This is a genomic window from Clostridium sp. OS1-26 (assembly GCF_030915445.1).
GTDB lineage: Bacteria > Bacillota > Clostridia > Clostridiales > Clostridiaceae > Clostridium_AM.
This window is the reverse complement of record NZ_CP133264.1, coordinates 4,320,326-4,340,159: the sequence shown is the minus strand read 5'-3', so window position 1 is coordinate 4,340,159 and position 19,834 is coordinate 4,320,326. Positions and strand designations below refer to the sequence as shown.

Below are 19,834 nucleotides of genomic sequence, written 5' to 3'. Positions count from 1 at the left end.
ATCCTTATTATGAATACATATATATACAGCTAAAATCTATCAAAAGCATGCAAAAAGACCTCAACAATCAGATTGCCAAGGTCTCTAATAATATTAATCTATTTTTAATTATTGTTTATAAATATCATATCCAAACCACTTCATTGAAAGCTTAGATAAAGTACCATCTGCTTTAAGTTCATCTAGAGCTTTTTGTAAAGCCTCTTTTAATTCTTTATCCTCTTTCTTTATACCTATTCCTTCTGGTTCTTTTGTTAATTTTTCACTTAGTATTTTGTAGTTTCCACCATCCTTCTTAATGTAGTATCCTCCAACTTGACCGTCAACTATTAATGAATCTATTCTTCCTATGGATAAATCATGGAAAGCTTCTGTAATCTTATCATATCTCTTAACTTCCTTAGTTCCTTCTACCTTCATAGCTGCTTGCTCACCAGTTGAACCAAGTTGAGCTCCTACTACTTTACCTTTCAAGTCTTCCTTAGTGTTTATTTTATCATTATCCTTTTTAGTTACCATTATTTGACCACCGTCTATGTATGGTCCAACAAAATCTATCTCTTGTTTTCTCTTATCTGTTATGCTTAAAGCTGAAAGTATTACATCGAATTTTCCTGATTTAAGTGCTAACAAAATTCCATTGAAATCTGTAGTTGTTACTTCTAATTTTACGCCTAGTTTTTTTGCTAATTCGTTTCCTAAATCTATATCAAAACCTACCAAGTTATTTTTATCATCCCTGAATTCCATTGGTGGATAAGAATCATCAAGTCCGATAGTTAACTTACCTGCATTTTTAACTCTTTGTAACGAGTCTACCTTTTGTGAATTATTGCTATTTGAACTATTATTAGTTCCGCATCCTGCAAATAATGATACAGACATTACTGCAGTTATGATCAAAGCTGAAATTTTCTTCATAATTTTGTGCCCCCTTAATTATTTTCTATATTTATAATTATACAATTAATTTTATTATTATGCAATATTTTTTAATGAAAATTTCTAATAAAATTTCATATAATTTTATTATTATGCTTACACCTCTTTAGAAAATGCCCCATTAATTTTAAGGCATATTCTCTCTTAAAACACTAAAAACAAAAGACTAAGTTTGCATTAATATTAATAATAATGCAAACTTAGTCATAAAATGAACATTGGATACATATATATTTATTCATATATTCCCCTATAAAAAAACTAGCAGCTAGACTGCTAGTTTTATTAAACTCCTTTTGGAATAACTGCTACATTATAATTCATAGCTATATTTTTTAACAATGGTTTATCCTGAGTCACCTGTTTTACTTCTTCTAAACTCTTAGCTGTGAATACAACTGTACCGCCTTTTCTATTTAATACTCCTCCACCAATTAAGTATTTGTTGGAGTTAACCTTACTGTTATTTACCCTTGTATTACTACTTATTACTCCACCATCTTCTGATGCTTTATAATTGATTCTAATAAAAAGATTATACTCGTCCATTTGTATACCCCCGATCATTTGTTTGGGTAATTTATATTTTTATTATATCGAACACATGTTCGATAGTCAAGTTTTATTTCTTACCCCATACCTATAAATATGTTCACAATAAAAAAAATATGCTCACAAAATAAAATCTGAACATATTTCTTGATGAAATTTACTAAATTTTTCTCCACTAACATAATTTATTTGATAAAATTATATAAGATAAAAAAGTCATAATATAGATATCCTACTTCGATAATTGACTTAACTAAGGTATCCCTTCGAATACCGATAATAAGTCAAACACTTAGGTTGGATGTCTATATTGTTGCTAAAGAAATATTGGGGGGATATTTATGCTTTTAGGTACTATTGTAAACTTTTCAGCTATTATAGTTGGAAGCTTGATTGGGCTCTTAGTCAAAGGTGGTGTGCCCGAAAAAATTAGCAATACCATCATGCAGGGCCTCGCACTTTGTGTTATCTACATAGGTATATCAGGGGCAATTAAGGGGTCTAATGTCATGCTCATTATAATTTCATCTGTAATAGGTGGTTTTATCGGTGAGCTAATAGACATAGATAATCTACTAAAGAAGTTAGGTGATAAAATTGAAAATAAATTTAAAGGCAAAGGCATAAAAATTTCAGAGGGCTTTGTAACTGCCAGCCTTTTATTTTGTGTTGGTTCAATGGCAATAGTAGGTTCTCTTGAAAGTGGTCTTCAGGGCAATAACAAAATACTTTTCGCTAAATCAATGCTTGATGGCGTAGCCTCTATAATTTTTTCATCTACACTAGGGGTTGGTGTAATGCTTTCTTCTGTTTCAGTATTGCTTTACCAAGGAATTATAACTATTGCTGCTTCAGGATTAAAAACCATCTTAATCCAATCTGTTATTACAGATATGACAGCAATAGGGAGTCTTTTGATTATGGGTATAGGTTTTAATACGCTTGGTATATCAAAAATAAAAGTTGCAAATTTACTTCCAGCTGTTTTTATACCAATCTTTTATCAACTTATTTTAAACTTAATGAAATAATAATGCATTCCAAGCATTAGGTGAAATTAAAATTCCATCTGATGCTTGGAATCCTATTTACGGATAAAAAAATTGATAAAATATACTGTACTTTTATAAAAATTAAGTTTTCAGTATACTTTATCGATTTTTTATTAAACATTCTTTTTTATTTTCTTCTCTAGAACATCATTAAAATTATCTATATAGTTTATTAAACTACTTTCTATATTTCTTTTTCTTTCCTCTACCAATGTATCTAAATACTTTTTGTCCAGTCTTTTATTTATTAGTCTGTTCTTTCTAATTACCTTTTCATAATTCTTGTTATCTTCAGCGAAATACATCTCATATGCGGCAAAACCAAATGCAGCTCCGATAAATCCCATGACTATTCCATTTATTATGTCTCTTTTTAGTATGATTCCACAAATAAAACCAATTAATGTACCAGCTATTACAACAATAGTTTTAGTTGGCTTTTTTTCGCTATTTTTTTTCTCTATAGCAATCGGTTTATCTTCCTCTTTATCATAAAGCTTACTTTCATCAATTTCCATATGAGCAATATGTACATCGCCAATCATATCTTCTATTTTTCCCACAATTTTCATCTTATCTTCATCATGGTCTTTGTCCATTAACTCATTTTGGCTTCTAATCAAAAGGCTAGACTTTAATACTTTTTTATAATCGATAATGTTTATATACTCTTCTTCAAAGGTTTCATTAACCTCTTCTAAATTCCCGCATAAATAGAGTTCTTCTTTTAAGTTATTGTAAAGATTATTCATAAAAGTATAGACTTCATTTTTCATATCGCTAATATCCATAACACAACTCAACCCCTTCAGAAAAATTGCCTAGCTATTCTTGTAGATAAGTTTACCATAAAAATATGAAATTGTCCTAACTAATTTGTTCTAATTAAAATTAATAATTTTCAGTAAGATAAAATATGAAACTCCTTCTCTCTTCTACTGTCGAATGAGTACTCGCTGAGTAAGCGACTCACTTCAAATCAGCGATTTGAGTTCTCTGCTTAAGCGATCATCTCAAAATCATAGATTTTGGATGCCTGCTTAAATGTTAGCTTGATAAGAAAAATAAAAAGCAGGTGTGATCAACACCTGCTTATCCTATAGGAATATAAAAAAACATTGAATATTTCACTACAGTCTATATATTAAAACACTTATATGGAATTCCTTATACAAGAACATTATAAAATACCTAGGCTGTAGATATAACATATCAAAGCATCAAATAAGTATTGGGCACTATAACCCTTATAGCGCATTCAATCTTTATATGCTGTATGTTAAATTATTCAAGATTTTTTACAATAAGTATTATAACCAATTGGTGTCATAATATTCAAATAACTCCATGACATTTCCACATAACCTTTAATAAACCAAGAAATTTTAACCTTAATTTAGATATGCTATTTAACTTAGAATTCTTAATTTAAATATATGAAACTCCTTCTCCTGTCGTCGAATGAGTAAGCAGGCATACAAAATCAACACTCTATGTAAGCGATCATCTCAAAGTCATAGATTTTGGATGCCTGCTTAAGATTTTATATGCCTGCTTAAAGATATACTGTTATATTATAATATGGTTTAGGATAAAATTAGTAATAATATGTTTAGAATGATTACTGTAAAGGTAATTATACTCAAAATTATCTTTGACAATCTACTGTTAGCGTATTTTCCCATAACCTTTTTAGAAGATGTTAAGTATATTTGCAGCATTATTGTAATAGGCAGTTGAATACTTAGTAACATCTGAGATATAATAAGTCCCTTAAAAGGATCCTTTATAAAAAATACAATAGCTGCACCACATACAATCGTTACTAGTACACCTATTCCAGTATGTCTGTCGTGTATATCATAAGGCTCTTTATATAATCCAGCAAATATACTTCCACCAGCCATTCCTGCTGTCACACTTGAAGATATACCAGAAAAAAGCAGAGCCACGGCAAATATTATGGCAGCTGTACTTCCAAGTATAGGTGTAAGCATAGATTGAGCTTGACTAAGTTCTGTTACCTTAATATTTTTAGTAAAAAATGTAGAGGCTGCTACTAGTATCATAGCACTATTTATAGCCCATCCAATAATCATAGAAAATAGTGTATCTATAAATTCATATTTTAATTGATGCTTTATTACCTCTTCATTTTCTAAATTCCACTGCCTACTTTGTATTATTTCTGAATGTAAATACAAGTTATGGGGCATAACTACAGCACCTAATACACTCATTATAATTACAATAGAACCTTGAGGTATAGTGGGAACAAACCAGCTTGTTACAGCTTCCATCCAATTTATTTTAACAAGAGTAAGCTCAAATATAAATGATATGCCAATTAAGGACACAAAACCTATAATCAATTTCTCCATTCTTTTATAGGAATTAGTAAAAATCATAATAATGACTAAAATGCATATCATAAGAGTTCCAATTTTAATTGGTATCTTAAACAACATATTTAGGGCTATTGCTCCTCCTAAAACTTCTGCCAAAGCTGTTGATATGGAAGCTACTATTGCAGAAAAAAGTATAAGCTTAGAAAAAACAGGCTTTAAGTATATTGAAGCTGCCTCAGATAGGCAGTATCCGGTTGTGATTCCTAAATGTGCAACATTATGCTGAAGAACTATAAGCATTATTGTACCCAATGTAACCATCCACAAGAGCTTATATCCATAATCAGCACCTGCAGCAATATTAGCTGCCCAATTGCCTGGGTCTATAAAACCTACTGTTACAAGAAAACCCGGACCTATATACTTTAAAAAGTCTAATGCCATAAATTCGTGCTTTTTTTGTGTTGAAAGAATTTACTTATTTTCATTTTGCCAACAACTCCTTAAACTGTTAAAAACATTATAATACATGAATAATAATAAAAAAATAGTTTACAAAACATTTTTTATTATATATTAGCAAATTTATATAAATTATGTTATTATTATACTTGTTTTGAGAGATCAAACTAATTTTTCGAGGAGATTTTATATGAATTTTTTAAGAGAGTTTTTTTCTAAGGATAGCGTTAAGAAATTCTTAACCTTTATATTTATTATACTGCTGTTTTATGCAGGTAAATCAATGCTGAATCTATTTTTGCTAACATTTGTTTTTACCTATCTGATGAACAGCTTACAAAACTTAATAATTAAACAACTCAAACGAATTACACCTGTAAAGGAGAAACTTATTACAGTAATACTTTATTCATTACTATTTGCTTCTATAGTATTAATTATAGCCCAATATATACCTTTACTCATTACACAAAGCAAATATATAATAAATCAAGCAATAGACCTTGATCTTACTCCTGATTCAGATTCTGACATTGTTCAAAAGTATTTGATGTCAATGTTCCAGCAGGTAGATCTAAAAAGTTACTTAAAATCAGGATTTGATATAACCTTCCAATTCGCTGCGAATATAGGAAAATGGAGTGTTAATGTATTTATTGCCATAATGTTAAGCCTATTCTTTATGCTTGAAAAAAGAAAGGTTATATGTTTTTTAAGGAAGTTTGAAAACAGCAAAATTTCAGGGTTATATAGGTATTTAAGTTTCTTTGGCAATAATTTCTTAAACTCTTTTGGTAAAGTCGTTCAAGCGCAAATACTTATAGCATCCTTTAATACCATACTTTCAGTAATTATGCTTTCAGTGCTTCATTTCCCACAGCTAATTACTTTAGGCTTTATGATATTTGTATTGAGTCTAATTCCTGTAGCAGGGGTTATAGTTTCTCTCATACCTTTAACTCTTATAGCTTTTAAGATAGGCGGCCTTACTAAAGTCATTTATGTTTTAATAATGATTGCTGTAATTCATGCACTTGAAAGTTATGTTTTAAACCCAAAACTTATGTCATCAAAAATTGAGCTGCCTATATTCTTTACTTTTATAATACTTATTGCATCAGAACATTTCATGGGAGTATGGGGATTGCTTATTGGAATTCCACTATTTATGTTTATATTAGACCTACTTGAGGTTAAATTACATGATAAATAAAGGACAGATGTACATCTGTCCTTTTTAACATTCTATTTAAGATGGTTATCTATTTATTGTAACTTTTAGTTTTAGATATTTTCTACGCCTATAATCGTTACATTCTTTAATTTTTTATCATAAGTTAAATCATATACTGTGTTATTTTCTAGATTTCTTACCGTTGGACGCGTGGAGCATTCTTCATTATTTCCAATAACTATTGTCCTCTCTCCATTGCTTAATTTTAAAATAGTTCCTAAAGGATAGGGAGCAATTCTTCTTAAAAATATCTTTACAAGTTTTGGATCAAAGATTTGTCCATTATTAGCCATTATATATTCTACCGCATCAGAAGGCAGATATGCCTTTTTATTCGGCCTTTCTGATACCAAATTATCATATGCATCACAAAGGCATAGTACTCTTCCAAATTTTGAAATCTCTTCTCCTCTTTTTCCATCCGGATAGCCATAACCATCATATCTTTCATGATGCTGTAAAATTCCTACATAAGTTGTTACAGGCACAGTGTAATGTTGTTTTATATATCTATATCCTTTTTCGGGATGGCTCCTATATAATTTTTCTTCTTCTTTTGTAAGTTTTTCAACCTTATTTACTATATCTTTAGGCATAAAAACCTTCCCAATATCATGCAAAAGTGCAGATGCAGTAAGCTTTTCTATTTTTGTACTGTCTAAGTGCATTGCCATTCCAATTACACTGGACAATACTGCTACATTTACGCTATGACTGTAAATGTAATCATCGAAGGTCTTAATATCAACCATATTGACCATTATATTTTTATTATTTAATATTTCACAAATAATGCTTTTGGCCAAATTTTCAACAGTAGTTATGCTATTAGAAACATTTGTTGGATCGTTATAAATTCCTTTTATAGACTTTACAGCTTGCACTCTTAATTCATCTGAAATTACACTTTTTATCGCTATATCATGGGACACGGTATCCTCTATATAAACGCCATTAACTCCTAATTTTTCAAGGCTTTTAATATACTCATCTGTTAGTCTTACATCCTTTGATAATAATGTTACACCATCGCTTGAATAAATATTTCTGCCAAGTCTCATTCCGTCGCGCAAGCAGTAAATAGGAACATATCGCATTTAAACACTTCCTTTCTGCAGCCAGATAATATAGATCCTCTTATCTTATCCAGTTGTCTATTATATTTTACTTTTAGCTTAAAGTAAAATACAACACTAAAGTCACTCAATTTTATTATACTATATTATATTATCGTACCATAGTTGTTTACCTTTATTTTTAATTCCACTAATTTTTTTATTTAATTATTAACATAAAAAACTATTTCTATCAATACCTATCAAGATTAATTTTCTATACATAAATAAAAGCTCCAAAGATATTTGTCCTGAAATTGATAATTTCAATGACTTCTACATTTGAAGCTTTACTTTGCATTTCTTATTTAATTAATTCGATTTCATCACCAGCTTTAACAAAGCCGCCTTCTAATACCTTTGTAAATATACCTTCTCTTGGCATAATACAATCGCCTACCTGACTTCTTATAGCGCATCCTTTGTGACACTCTTTTCCTATCTGAGTTACCTCCATCAGTGTTTCTCCTATTCTAAGCTTTGTCCCAACAGGAAGCTCATATAGCACTAAGCCCTCAGTAGTAATGTTTTCTGCAAATTTTCCGCTATCCAAATTCATAATTCCCAAAGAATTCATCTTATCTATACTTTCCTGTGCAAGCAGGCTTACTTGTCTATGCCAGTCCCCTGCATGTGCATCTCCCTCAAGTCCATGATTCACTTTAAAATAACCCTTCTCTATAGGAATTTTTATTTCACCTTTTTTTTCGCTTATATTTACTGCTACAACCTTTGCCATATTTACTCCTCCTTTTAGTCTGACCACTGGGTAATTTTGCTAGCCAAATTACCCGTTAAAGTCCATTTAGGACTTTAATCTCCTCAAGTTTTTGTTATATTTTAGCGTTGAAATAATCCAGACTTTCCACCGCTCTTTTTAATAAGCATTATATTAGATATAGTCATTTCTCTATCGATAGCCTTACACATATCATAAATTGTAAGGGCAGCGATAGAAACAGCTGTAAGAGCCTCCATCTCTATTCCTGTTTTTCCTACTGTTTTTGCTGAAGCTTCTATATCAATTTTGAAATTTTCAAAATCTAACTTGAAGCTTATATTACATCCAGATATATTTATAGGATGGCACATTGGTATAATATTAGAGGTATTTTTCGCTCCCATAATTCCTCCAACCTGTGCAACAGATAATACATCACCCTTTTTTATGCCACCTTCTTTTATTCTCTCAAGAGTTTCCTTTTTCATGTATATAGATCCTACCGCAATCGCCTCTCTTGCAGTGTCTTCTTTTTCACTTACATCTACCATTTTAGCTCTTCCTTGTTCGTTTATGTGAGTTAGGCCCATTGTCAATTCCCCCTATTTAAAATTGTCCTTACAAGTGGATGCTCAGGATACTTAAATACCTTCTCCTTTGTCCCGTACTCGATTATTTTTCCTTTATCCATAAAGATCACATAGTCTGCTACTCTTTCAGCCTGATATAAATCATGCGTAATCATTATTACAGTTTTATTGCCGCTTACTATAGATTTTATAAGCTTTTCTGCTTCTAAGGTGCTTTCCACATCCATAGCTGCAGTAGGCTCATCTAATAGTATAACATCTGTTTCAAGTACTATTGTTCTCAACATTGCGGCTTTTGCTCCCTCTCCTCCAGATAGCTTTTTACAATTTTTATTTAAAAGCTTATCTATTGAGAAGTAGTTTGTGTATTTTGTCAATCTCTTATTTATATTATCAACACTCATTTTTCTGAATCTTAATCCACTAACTATATTATCACGTACTGAGGAATTAAACAAATATGGTTTTTGGCTTACTATGGAAATACTTTTTCTTATGTCCTTTAATTTAAATTTTTCGTTATAAACAATGTCACCAGAACTTAAATTACAAATGCCTGCAATACAATTTAATAAAGTACTTTTACCACTGCCATTAAGGCCTAGTATAGCATATATTTTTCCCGGTTTAAAGGTAAATTCAGCTACATTTAATACAACTTTTCCTTCATAAGCTTTACATGCATTTTTTATATCTATTTGCATTATATATCCCTTCTTGTACAATTTGCCTATATTTAATTATCCTCTTGAAATCTATATAAAATGAAGTTCACTAAAAATGAAATTATAAGTAGTATCGCACCTATAATCAAAGATTCTTTAAAGTTTCCCTTTCCTGTTTCTAGAGCTATATATGTTGTCATAACCCTTGTCTCGCCCTGTATATTTCCACCTACCATCATTACTGCTCCAACTTCGGAGATAGCTCGTCCAAAGCCAACAGTTATTGCAGAAAGCATTTGAATTTTACTTTCCTTTATTATAGTGATATATACATCTTTTTTATTTGCTCCTAAGGAAACACAAGTATTCTCTATTTCCTTTGATGTTTTAGATACTCCTGACACAGCCACTCCAAATATGATTGGCAACACTAATAATGTTTGCGAGATGATCATAGCTGTTGGCGTAAATAAAAGTTGAAGATTGCCCAAAGGACCTTCCTTAGAAAGCATTAAATATACAACTAATCCCATAAGTACTGGTGGCAAGCTCATAAGAGTATTAGCTACTCTCAAAATAAGCTTCTTTCCTTTGAAATTCTTTAGAGACGCAGGAATTGCTAGAGTTAAAGATATCACAGATGCTAAAGCAGTAGATATTAATGATACAATCATCGACATTGCTACCACGTTATATATATCGCAGTACTGTGCAGAAAAGGCATAAATAGCTTTTAGCATTCTATCTTGCACACTCAGAGGCTTTTCCTGTGAGTATCTCTATTCCATGTGGAAGCGCAGGAAGAACTACTTGCAGGTTTTCTACAGCTCCTTTAGGACTGCCTGGTAAGTTAACAATTAACGTTTCACCCCTAATGCCAGAAACCGCTCTTGAAAGCATAGCCTTTGGAGTTATTTTTAAGGATGCACTCCTCATAGCTTCAGCAATGCCTGGCACATTTTTTTCTACTACTTTCATTGTAGCTTCTGGAGTTACATCTCTTTTTGAAAAGCCTGTGCCTCCGTTTGTTAAAATTAGATTTACCTTAAGCTTATCACAAAGCTGTATAAGTTCTTCTTGTATTTTATCCATATCATCTGGTATTATTTTATAATATTCTATAGTATATACCTTTGAATCTAAGGTATTTTTTATAGCTTCTCCTGTTCCATCTACTCTCTCTCCTCGTGATCCTTTATCACTTATAGTTAAAATTGCTGTCTTTATCATCGCCAAACCTCCATTAGTAATAAGATTTAAGTTATAAAATTCTTTGGCTATTCTGACGTTCTTACAACTAAAATAACCAGAATTATTATATTAGATTTTATAAACTTATTATAATTATACAGCATAATTACATAAATTTACAATATTCTTATATTTATAATAACTCTATTTAATAAATTTTGCAACGTAAATTAAAGTTGCACTCTATATGAATATCACTTTATATTTGTATTTCATACTTTTTAATTTTACTATATAAAGTGTTTCTTCTAATACCAAGAGCTTCTGCAGACCGCGTAATGTTTCCTTTAAATCTTCTTATCACCTTTGTCAGATGCTCTTTTTCCGCATACTCTAATTTTAGGCATTCACTATTAATGTCAATAAAAGCTTCATTTTCACAGTCATCTTCCCCAAAATAACCGGATGGTATACATTCAGTATTTATAATTAATTCAATAAAATTTTCTAATTCTCTTATGTTTCCCGGCCAACTATGACTTAACATCTTTTTTGAATATTCATTAGGTATAATCATATCCTTTTTATTAAGTCTTTCAGAAATATTTTTCAAAAATATTCTATAAGAATTGGTATATCCTTTTTTCTTTCTCTTAGAGGCGGTAGATATATAGGCAGTACATTAAGCCTATAATACAAGTCTTTTCTAAACCTACCTAGTTCAACTTCTTTCTTTAAATCCTTATTGGTGGCAGCAATTATTCGTACATTGACTGGTATAGATTGAGAACTTCCTATTCTTGTTATTGTTCCTTCTTGTACAACTCTTAAAAGTCTTGTTTGCATATCAAGAGGCATTTCTCCAATCTCATCCAGCATAATAGTCCCGCCATCAGCTAATTCAAACTTTCCAATATTGCCACCTTTTTTAGCTCCTGTAAAAGATCCTTCTTCATACCCAAAAAGTTCAGATTCTATAAGCTGTTTAGGAATAGCACCACAGTTTAAAGCTATAAAAGGACCGTCTATTCTACTGCTGTAGTTATGAATAGATTGTGCAAATACTTCTTTCCCAGTACCACTCTCACCCATTATGAGGATGGTAGATTTACTATCTGCAATTTTTTTAGCATATTGGATTACCTTTATAAAGTTTTCATCTTCCCCAATTATTTTATTAAAAGTATAATAAGCCTGCCCATTGTCTTTTTTCTTTACTTTCTTTATTTCCTCAAAAGCATATACTATTTCAATAGTTTCTTCTGAAGAATTATATATTGGATTGGCAGTTAAGTGACATCTAAATTTGTTTCTTAACGCCATTATATTTACTTCTTGAGAAATGCTTTTCCCTAGGCATGCGTCATTTTTCACCTTATCCCAATCTTCTATAAGGTCTCTTATTTCTGATATTCTCAGTTGCTTGTCCTTGCTACCAAACATTTTCAGCGCACATTCATTACAAATTTTTATTTTGCCATTTATATCGGAAGTTATTATTGCGATGGGAATGGAGTTAAATACATTCTTTATATGTCTATCATTCGTATTTTGAGCTTTGTTGTAATTTTTTACTTTTAGCATTTCTTCTATAGCATTAGATGCAGCTATAACCATTCCTAATGTATGAGGGTGTACAAAATCAATGTACCCAGTGAGATTAAGAACACCTATAAGCCTTCCTTCATTATCTTTTATAGGCGCTGCGGAACAAGTCCATTTATGATATGCTTTGATAAAATGTTCCCTGCCAGAAACTTGTATAGGACTTTGAATTTCTATAACCATGCTCATGGCATTTGTGCCTATATTCTCTTCATTCATAAAAGCTCCTGGTATCATCTTCATAGAAAATGCTTCTGAGAGTATCTTTTCTTCCCCTATTGCATTCAATATACAGCCTTCTCCATCGGTAAGCAATACGAAAAAGTTAAATCCTTTACAAAATTAGTTAGTTGCTCCATATACGGTGTAGCTGTCAATATTAAATCTCTATTAACTGCAAATCTTTTCTGTAATTCCGTATCGTCATATATAATTTTTTTACTTGAAACTTGATTAGGGTTTATTTTAAAGCGTCTACACCTTTCATGGGACAGATCTATATCAGATTTACACTCAACTTCGGATTTATATTCAACTATAGACATGCTAACACCCCTTTATCTCAACATTTTCAATTGGTAGTTTTGGTATTCATCATCATAATAAATTTCATCTACGCAACCGTACTGCTGATCAATTTGAAATATGTTTTTTATAGGTATTGCTAGAAGGTTGCTCAATATGATTCTATTTACACCTGCATGTGAAATTATAATTATATTACCTAAGCTATTTTTAACAATACTTTCATAAATAGGAATAACTCTATCTTTAAGCTGTTGAAAACTCTCCCCTCCTGTAGGTACAAAAGTATCTATATTCTCTCCTCTTTTTTTAAATTGTTTAGGAAAAAAATTTTTTATATGTTTAAATGTTTTCCCTTCCCATTGCCCCATATTTATTTCAGTAAACTCTTTCACTACTACTCTTTTAATGTCTCTATTTTCAAAAATTATATCTGCTGTCTGTATACATCTCATTAAAGGGCTTACATATGCTTTCTCAATATTTATACTATAAAAAAATTTTTTAAGCCTTTGAGCTTGCATAATTCCCTCTTCACTTAAAGGCAAATCTGTGACCCCTATATAACGTTTCTCTTGCCCAGCATCTATATTTCCATGCCTTACTAAGTAAATACTTCTATTCATAATCAAAACTCTTACCTATTACGGCTTCAATTTTGCTAACAACTTTTTTAGCCTCTATATATCTCTGTTTTATTTTATCCTCAGCCGCAAAATCATTTTTGTGTTTCAATAAGCAACGATCAAACCTACACTCAAGAGGTATAACTTTATCTTCTTTCACAAGTTTATCTGCCAAATACAGTATTTCATTCTCTGTGATATTTTCTTTTTCACTTACTTTTATATCCATATGTGTAGATATTATGTTACCTATATGTTCATATCCTAATTTCTTTAAAGTTTCCTCTCCTTTTTTGGCATGGTTTGTAGATTTTCTATCTATGTCATGTAATAGTGCTGCAGCTGACAGCAGATCTTCATCAAAATTATATCCTTTTTCATTTAATATATTTAAAATATATGTGGCTATCTCTGACACTTTAACGCAGTGCTTTATTACATTATCTGATACGTCATGCATTTTTAAAATACTATAACATTCCTCTCTATTTGGAACCTTCAAACTAAAATATTTGAGCAGTTCTATATAATCTGCTTTAGTATCCATATCCATTATTGTAAATTTATCAAGTACAGGAACATTTATAGAATCATCGTCAAACTTGGAAAGTATATTTTTCAATCCTCCATATTCATTATTTTTTAATATTATATCTTTGTATTTGCAATCTATTAGAGGCGGGTGTCCCCTTTTACCATTAAAAGTTGGATAAATTATTCCCTTATCACAGCATAAATATTGGCTTTTTAACGTTTCTATAGTGTGTATTTTCACAAGAGGGATATCTACTGGAAGCATAAAAAATGCGCTAACATTCTCATTTAAGGCCTCTATACCTTTTAATACTGAAGAATACATTCCCTGAGAGTAGTTTTTATTTTCTATACATTTAGCTTGCGAGCCTTTTAATACATCTATTACCTCTTTTCCTCTATGCCCCACTACTACTATAATATTACAAATTCCTGAAGTTGTAAAAGTATTAATAATGCTTTCTAATGCAGTATATTCGCCAAATTTCAGAAGAGGTTTAAAGTCTCCCATTCTTGAAGAATATCCTGCCGCGAGAATTACAGCTGCAAAGTTATCTTTATTCACTAATATGTGATCTCCTAACTAGAACTAACTCAGCTGCAATACTTACTGCTATTTCTTCAGGAGTTTGTGCAGATATAGAAAGACCTATGGGACAGTATACTCTTTCCATGTCCTTTGAAGTATATCCTTCATTTAAGAGGCAGTTGTAAACAAAATCTCTCTTTGTCTTACTTCCTATCATACCTATATATCTTGCATCGGTTTTAAGCATTCGTGCTAGTACTTCTTTATCATAGGCATGCCCTCTTGTAACTATAATAATATAGCTTCTACTATCAATATTTATATAATTAAATATATTTTCAAAAGAAGGAATTGCTTTTACTTCATCAGCGGTTTTAAATCTTTCTCTATTAGCGAATTCTTCTCTATCATCTATAATAATTGTTTTAAAATCTAACATTTTAGTTATTTCTGCAATTTTTTGTGACACATGTCCAGCACCTATTATATATACAGCCTCATGATTCAAAACAGGTTCTACTAAATATTTCTTTCCCTCAGCAACTAAATTTTGAAAAGTTATATTTTTAAAATTTTCTCTTACTTTTCTAAATATACATTGAGCTATATCGTTTTCTTCTCCGAAAAATCCTGTTTCTGTACAAATCCATTTTTCTGTTCCTTTTATGTTTTTTTGCTTTTCTTCTATTTTTGTTATAAATGCAAAATTAACTGCTTTTCTTTTAAGTTCTGCTGCCTTTTTGTACATTAATACCATCTCATCATCATTACAATCTATATATTCTAAGAGCAATTTAAGTTCTCCACCACAGACCATGCCTAGGGCTGAAGCACCATTATTAGATAAGGCGAATTTCTTAATTATAAACTCTTTATTTTCAAAAATCTGTGAAGATAACTTTATAGCCATAGCTTCAAATATACCTCCACCTATAGTACCTTCAATTGAAAAGTCATTTTTTATAATCATCTTTGTTCCTTCTTCTCTGGGAGCGGAACCGGATTTCTCTAAAATAGTAGCTAGCACGAAGCTTTCTTTATTATCCAAACATTCAGTCATTACTTCATATATATCTCTCATAATTAACCCCTCTTTCTGTAATCATATATCCTTCTCTTTGTCATGCTATTTTTAATTATGCTAGGCTCTAATGAATGTATTAATACAATTTCAATAATATTTTCAACTAATGCTTCTTTAATTACTGGTATCTCTTTAGTATAGCTCATCATTTCCTTTGATACTTTATGAAAGTCACGCTCATTTAATGTAATTAAGTCTATAAATATTATGTTGCCTTCCTCAATGTAAACTTTATAGTCTATTATAGCTTTAAAGGATAGAATAATTTCATCTAAATCTCTCATATAAATAAACTTATCTTCATCTACCTTAATTCTATTATCTATCCTTCCAAGAACTGGGCTCATTGTTTTTAAGAAAGTTCCACAAGGACAGGGTTGTGAACTAAAGGCTGTTATATCTCCAGTTCTATATCTTATTAAAGGCATCCCCTCTCTTGCAAGTGTTGTAAATACTATTTCTCCATACTGACCATTTTCTACTGTTTTCCCTGTAACCGGATCTATTATCTCAAAATATAAGTCTATATCCCTCATATGATACCCATTTAATGCTTCACACTCAACTCCTCCACCATATCCCATTTCAGTCATTCCATAATGGGTAAAAACCTTGCAATTAAACTTTTCTGTAATTTCTTTTATTAAAGTTTTTGGTACATAATCAGTGCTTAGGAGTATCTTTTCTATATTCTTTTTAAATACTTCGCTCTCTATTCTACTTAATTGAAGTAACTGTATCGGAATTCCTACGATACAATTTATATTCTTATCCTGTATGAACTTTGCTGCATCTTTTGGTTTAACCGATACTCCTTTTACATAACATTCTATGTCTATTTCTTTTAATGCTTTTTGTAGCAAGTCACCAATGCTTCCATAAGATTCTCCTGGTAAGAGCACTAATACTTTATCTTTTCTATCAACTAAAGAACTCATTCCATGTTTAAAAAAGTCAATTGTAAGCTGCAAATCTTTCTCTGTAAAATATATTCTTTTTTCTTCACTGCTTGTACCAGAAGTTCTTAAGGTTACTACTCTATCAATGTCTTTTGGGGAGACACATAAAAAATCAAGGGGATTATTTTTTATATGCTGCGGCAGCGTAAATGGTATACTTTCAAAGTCCTTAAAAGAATTTATATCTAATTCATTAAAACACTTCAGGTGTTCCTTATAAAATCTGCTGTATTTCTTTGAATAAGCAATAACCTCCTTTATTTTATTTAATTGATATTGTTCTAATTCTTTATTATTGCCTTCCTTAATTCCAATTTTATCTACCATCCATTTTTCCATAGGTGTAATCTTCATATCACATTCCCCTGTATATATAGTTTCCCTGTGCATCTGTAATATTATAAAGACAAAAAGGTATAAGTCTCCCATCTAAGCTTACTACATGAATGCAGCAATCCTTAACTCTTTCTAAGTCTATGTTCCATATATCTTGAAAAGCCATAGCAGAGATGCTGAAGGAATAATTTTTTATACTGTATAATATCTCATCCCAACTCATCACTTTTTTAGAATTTAGTTTGCCGTTAAAACCTTCCATTTTTCTTGAAGACCAATTACGTGTAACGAATTCCTTTGTCTTTTTAGCTCCTTCTTCTGCCTTTTCAGTTTTTGAACAGCAGTTATTTGATTTATTTGTAATGCTTAGTAACTCATTTTTGTTCTTGTAAATATAATTACCATGAAAAGAACATAAAGCGTTTTCGCACCCAGGAGGCTTCATGCTGCTGACCTTAATCTTACCCTTTGTTTGTTCTTCTATTTTGTCTATAAGTTCTGGTAGTGTAATTCTATCCTCATCCCTTGGAATATTAGGTATTCTTCCAAAATAACTTACAGGCTGGAAATGTACTCCTCTTACTACAGCTATGTTCTCCAGTGCAAAGTCTATTATTTCTCCTATGTTATCTACATTTATTCCTGGAACTAAGGTTGGAACTAGTACAGCTCCTATGCCATACTTTTTACAGTTTTCTAATGCTTTCATTTTTAACTCCAGCAATTCCCTTCCTCTTAATTTTTTATATATTGAATCATTGGTGCCATCAAACTGTAAAAAAATCGAAGCTAATCCTGCTTCCTTAAGCTCTTTAACATAGCCTTCATCCTGCGCTATGCGTATTCCATTAGTATTAACCTGTATAAAATCAAACCCCAGTTCTCTTCCTAACCTTATTATCTGTGGCAAATCATTTCTCACTGTAGGCTCACCACCAGATAACTGAATATTGCAATTGCCTGAGTATTTTAGAACTCTTTCATATAAAAACCTTATTTTTTCTATTGAAACATCCTCATCTTGATTACAGGAGGAGTCAGCAAAACAAAATTTGCAATTTAAATTACAACGGTTAGTAACTTCTATCAGTGCTGTACAGGTATGTTGCCTATGTTCACTGCAAAGGCCACAGTCAAAAGGGCACCCTTTTTCACTGGAAACAGCAGGATTCTTTATATAGGCTCTTTCCTTATTTCTCACCCATTTTTCCATAGGAGTACTTCCACTCCATATAATAGTTTTAAACTGTCCATGCTCCGGACAATACTTTTTCATATACACTTTATTATCTTCTAAAATCTTTTCTGCCTTTATTTTCTTTAAACAGTGGGGACATAAGCTTTCAGTTCTGGAAATTACTTTTACATTCTTCATACTAATCTCTATCTCCAAACTCATATCCATGTTTGTATAATATCTCCTGAACTTTTTCATAGCTCTTTTGTAATATATCTCCGCATTTTATTGGATAGTGTATATTCCCAGCATCATCACTGATACTTTGAATTCCTATTATATCCCCACATTCTGTGCTTTTAAACTCTTCCTCAAACCAATCTATATATTCCTCTATCATAGTCTTGTAATCTTCCTTATAAACTTCTCTATCCTCACCTTTGCCAGCATACAAACCTATAATCCCTATTCCACCTGTAAGAACTCCACAGGTCTTTTTAGTAAAACCTATACCTCCGCAGAGACCATTTACCGCTCTTATTAAATCTGCATTTTCTTTTTCTTCTTCCTCTAAAGCAAGCTTCAGCATTATTTGACTGCAACAAAAGCCTGTAGAAGCTAATTTATATATGCGAAAAGCAGTATCATTCATTACCTTTATCCCCTTTCCTAGCTATCATAATAAAATATCCAGGTTTACAGTTTTTAAGTATTTCTTGAAACTCCGTTCCATTCACAGAACACTCTGAAGTTTTATTCCAAAAAACACTCATAGAACCATATGAAAATATTATCTTAACCATAAGTGCCTTTAACATAGAACTACAGTCCTCTAAAAGCATTATCTCAAAGCCTTGTCTTATTAATTTTTCTCTAAGTGTTTTCAAATTGTGAAGACCCCTCATACAGCTATTAATTGAAAGCGTATTTAGTTTATCTGCAAAGTGAGGATTTTTTGCATATACATCTGTGATTACGAAATATCCATAATTTTTTAAAACCCTATATACTTCTTCTATAACAACATTTAAATTATTCATAAGAGATAAAGTACATTCTGCAAATACTCCTTGAAAACTTTCATTTTCAAAAGGAAGCTTTTCTCCCCTGCCATTAATCAAGTTAATATTTTTATATTTATCTCTTCCCATAGCTATTAATTTTTGTGATGGGTCTACTCCTACAGTATTCATTCCATACTTTTCATAAAGATAGTTAACTGTAGCTCCCATTCCGCTGCCTAAATCCATTATTTGATCTCTAACAGAAAACTTACAAAATTGAACAGCTTTATCTGTTAAGATAAATCCCCCTGGTCTTAAGGTTGTTCCTGTAACCTCAAGCATGTTTTTGTTTTCATAAGCATTACAGCATTTTGTCATTTATCTTCCAGTCCTTTTTCAACTTCAAGCATTTTGCCTAGTGCCAACTTTTCATCTATAATTACCATTTTACACTGCGGACACTGCATAAGCTCTACTTCAAAGTTTCCTCCAAGGTAGACAACCTTTACCTGTGAGAGTTGAAGCTCCTTATTACACTTATCACAAATCCAGGGAGTTTTTTCTTCTTTATTAATATTCATAA

20 protein-coding genes and 1 pseudogene are annotated in these 19,834 nt (G+C 31.1%); 2 read left to right on the top strand and 19 right to left on the bottom strand.

All coding sequences use genetic code 11. The features are described 5' to 3' along the window. Positions 1 to 108 precede the first annotated feature (108 nt). Both RCG18_RS21470 and RCG18_RS21465 read right to left on the bottom strand, forming a co-directional pair. Positions 109 to 921, bottom strand: a complete 813-nt coding sequence (locus tag RCG18_RS21470) for an ABC transporter substrate-binding protein (protein WP_308038045.1) — start codon at positions 919 to 921, stop codon at positions 109 to 111. A gap of 306 nt (positions 922 to 1,227) precedes the next feature. After that, positions 1,228 to 1,491 (bottom strand): hypothetical protein, encoded by a 264-nt coding sequence (locus RCG18_RS21465; RefSeq protein ID WP_308038044.1) that lies wholly within the window; start codon positions 1,489 to 1,491, stop codon positions 1,228 to 1,230. A 344-nt stretch (positions 1,492 to 1,835) separates the two neighbouring features. Between RCG18_RS21465 and RCG18_RS21460 the strand changes: the two genes are divergently transcribed. Further along, positions 1,836 to 2,525, top strand: coding sequence for a DUF554 domain-containing protein (locus RCG18_RS21460; protein WP_308038043.1), 690 nt, complete (start codon positions 1,836 to 1,838; stop codon positions 2,523 to 2,525). 134 nt (positions 2,526 to 2,659) lie between these two features. Here the strand turns inward: RCG18_RS21460 and RCG18_RS21455 are convergent, their stop codons facing one another. Together RCG18_RS21455 and RCG18_RS21450 are read right to left on the bottom strand one after the other, a co-directional pair. After that, positions 2,660 to 3,337, bottom strand: a complete 678-nt coding sequence (locus RCG18_RS21455; protein ID WP_308038042.1) for a hypothetical protein — start codon at positions 3,335 to 3,337, stop codon at positions 2,660 to 2,662. 795 nt (positions 3,338 to 4,132) lie between these two features. Next, positions 4,133 to 5,338 (bottom strand): Nramp family divalent metal transporter, encoded by a 1,206-nt coding sequence (locus RCG18_RS21450; RefSeq protein WP_308038041.1) that lies wholly within the window; start codon positions 5,336 to 5,338, stop codon positions 4,133 to 4,135. Between the two features lie 208 nt (positions 5,339 to 5,546). Between RCG18_RS21450 and RCG18_RS21445 the strand changes: the two genes are divergently transcribed. After that, a complete protein-coding gene (locus tag RCG18_RS21445) occupies positions 5,547 to 6,569 on the top strand; it encodes an AI-2E family transporter (RefSeq protein WP_308038040.1) in 1,023 nt (340 codons plus the stop codon). Between the two features lie 71 nt (positions 6,570 to 6,640). Here RCG18_RS21445 and RCG18_RS21440 read toward each other — a convergent pair whose 3' ends face one another. The 15 genes and pseudogenes from RCG18_RS21440 to RCG18_RS21370 all read right to left on the bottom strand — a co-directional run bounded on the left by RCG18_RS21440 (position 6,641) and on the right by RCG18_RS21370 (position 19,832). After that, the gene (locus tag RCG18_RS21440; protein WP_308038039.1) at positions 6,641 to 7,687 is read right to left on the bottom strand and encodes an HD-GYP domain-containing protein; all 1,047 of its coding nucleotides are present in this window, start codon (positions 7,685 to 7,687) and stop codon (positions 6,641 to 6,643) included. 322 nt (positions 7,688 to 8,009) lie between these two features. Further along, a complete protein-coding gene (locus RCG18_RS21435) occupies positions 8,010 to 8,444 on the bottom strand; it encodes an MOSC domain-containing protein (RefSeq protein WP_178908719.1) in 435 nt (144 codons plus the stop codon). 101 nt (positions 8,445 to 8,545) lie between these two features. Further along, complete coding sequence (gene moaC, locus RCG18_RS21430) at positions 8,546 to 9,016, bottom strand: cyclic pyranopterin monophosphate synthase MoaC (RefSeq protein WP_374118950.1); 471 nt, start codon at positions 9,014 to 9,016, stop codon at positions 8,546 to 8,548. A 2-nt stretch (positions 9,017 to 9,018) separates the two neighbouring features. After that, positions 9,019 to 9,720, bottom strand: coding sequence for an ABC transporter ATP-binding protein (locus RCG18_RS21425; RefSeq protein WP_308038037.1), 702 nt, complete (start codon positions 9,718 to 9,720; stop codon positions 9,019 to 9,021). A 32-nt stretch (positions 9,721 to 9,752) separates the two neighbouring features. Further along, a complete protein-coding gene (locus RCG18_RS21420) occupies positions 9,753 to 10,421 on the bottom strand; it encodes an ABC transporter permease (RefSeq protein WP_308042074.1) in 669 nt (222 codons plus the stop codon). A 1-nt stretch (position 10,422) separates the two neighbouring features. After that, positions 10,423 to 10,911, bottom strand: a complete 489-nt coding sequence (locus RCG18_RS21415; RefSeq protein ID WP_308038036.1) for a MogA/MoaB family molybdenum cofactor biosynthesis protein — start codon at positions 10,909 to 10,911, stop codon at positions 10,423 to 10,425. Between the two features lie 220 nt (positions 10,912 to 11,131). Next, positions 11,132 to 13,022 (bottom strand): annotated as a pseudogene (locus tag RCG18_RS21410) (sigma-54-dependent Fis family transcriptional regulator). A 12-nt stretch (positions 13,023 to 13,034) separates the two neighbouring features. Beyond that, positions 13,035 to 13,628 carry a histidine phosphatase family protein gene (locus RCG18_RS21405; RefSeq protein WP_308038035.1) on the bottom strand — a complete coding sequence of 198 codons (594 nt, stop codon included), beginning with the start codon at positions 13,626 to 13,628 and terminating at the stop codon, positions 13,035 to 13,037. Further along, positions 13,621 to 14,727 (bottom strand): DVU_1551 family NTP transferase, encoded by a 1,107-nt coding sequence (locus RCG18_RS21400; RefSeq protein ID WP_308038034.1) that lies wholly within the window; start codon positions 14,725 to 14,727, stop codon positions 13,621 to 13,623. Before RCG18_RS21400 ends, RCG18_RS21405 begins: the two co-directional genes overlap by 8 nt. Further along, a complete protein-coding gene (locus RCG18_RS21395) occupies positions 14,720 to 15,772 on the bottom strand; it encodes an XdhC family aldehyde oxidoreductase maturation factor (RefSeq protein WP_308038033.1) in 1,053 nt (350 codons plus the stop codon). The genes RCG18_RS21400 and RCG18_RS21395 overlap by 8 nt, the downstream gene beginning before the upstream one ends. Before the next feature lie 2 nt (positions 15,773 to 15,774). After that, positions 15,775 to 17,088, bottom strand: a complete 1,314-nt coding sequence (locus RCG18_RS21390; protein ID WP_308038032.1) for a DVU_1553 family AMP-dependent CoA ligase — start codon at positions 17,086 to 17,088, stop codon at positions 15,775 to 15,777. A gap of 1 nt (position 17,089) precedes the next feature. Next, a complete protein-coding gene (gene trsS, locus RCG18_RS21385; protein WP_308042073.1) occupies positions 17,090 to 18,445 on the bottom strand; it encodes a radical SAM (seleno)protein TrsS in 1,356 nt (451 codons plus the stop codon). A gap of 1 nt (position 18,446) precedes the next feature. Continuing rightward, a complete protein-coding gene (locus tag RCG18_RS21380) occupies positions 18,447 to 18,899 on the bottom strand; it encodes a DVU_1555 family C-GCAxxG-C-C protein (RefSeq protein WP_308038031.1) in 453 nt (150 codons plus the stop codon). Beyond that, a complete protein-coding gene (gene trsM, locus RCG18_RS21375) occupies positions 18,892 to 19,629 on the bottom strand; it encodes a DVU_1556 family methyltransferase (protein WP_308038030.1) in 738 nt (245 codons plus the stop codon). The genes RCG18_RS21380 and trsM overlap by 8 nt, the downstream gene beginning before the upstream one ends. Continuing rightward, complete coding sequence (locus RCG18_RS21370; protein ID WP_178908706.1) at positions 19,626 to 19,832, bottom strand: DVU_1557 family redox protein; 207 nt, start codon at positions 19,830 to 19,832, stop codon at positions 19,626 to 19,628. Before RCG18_RS21370 ends, trsM begins: the two co-directional genes overlap by 4 nt. Positions 19,833 to 19,834 lie beyond the last annotated feature (2 nt).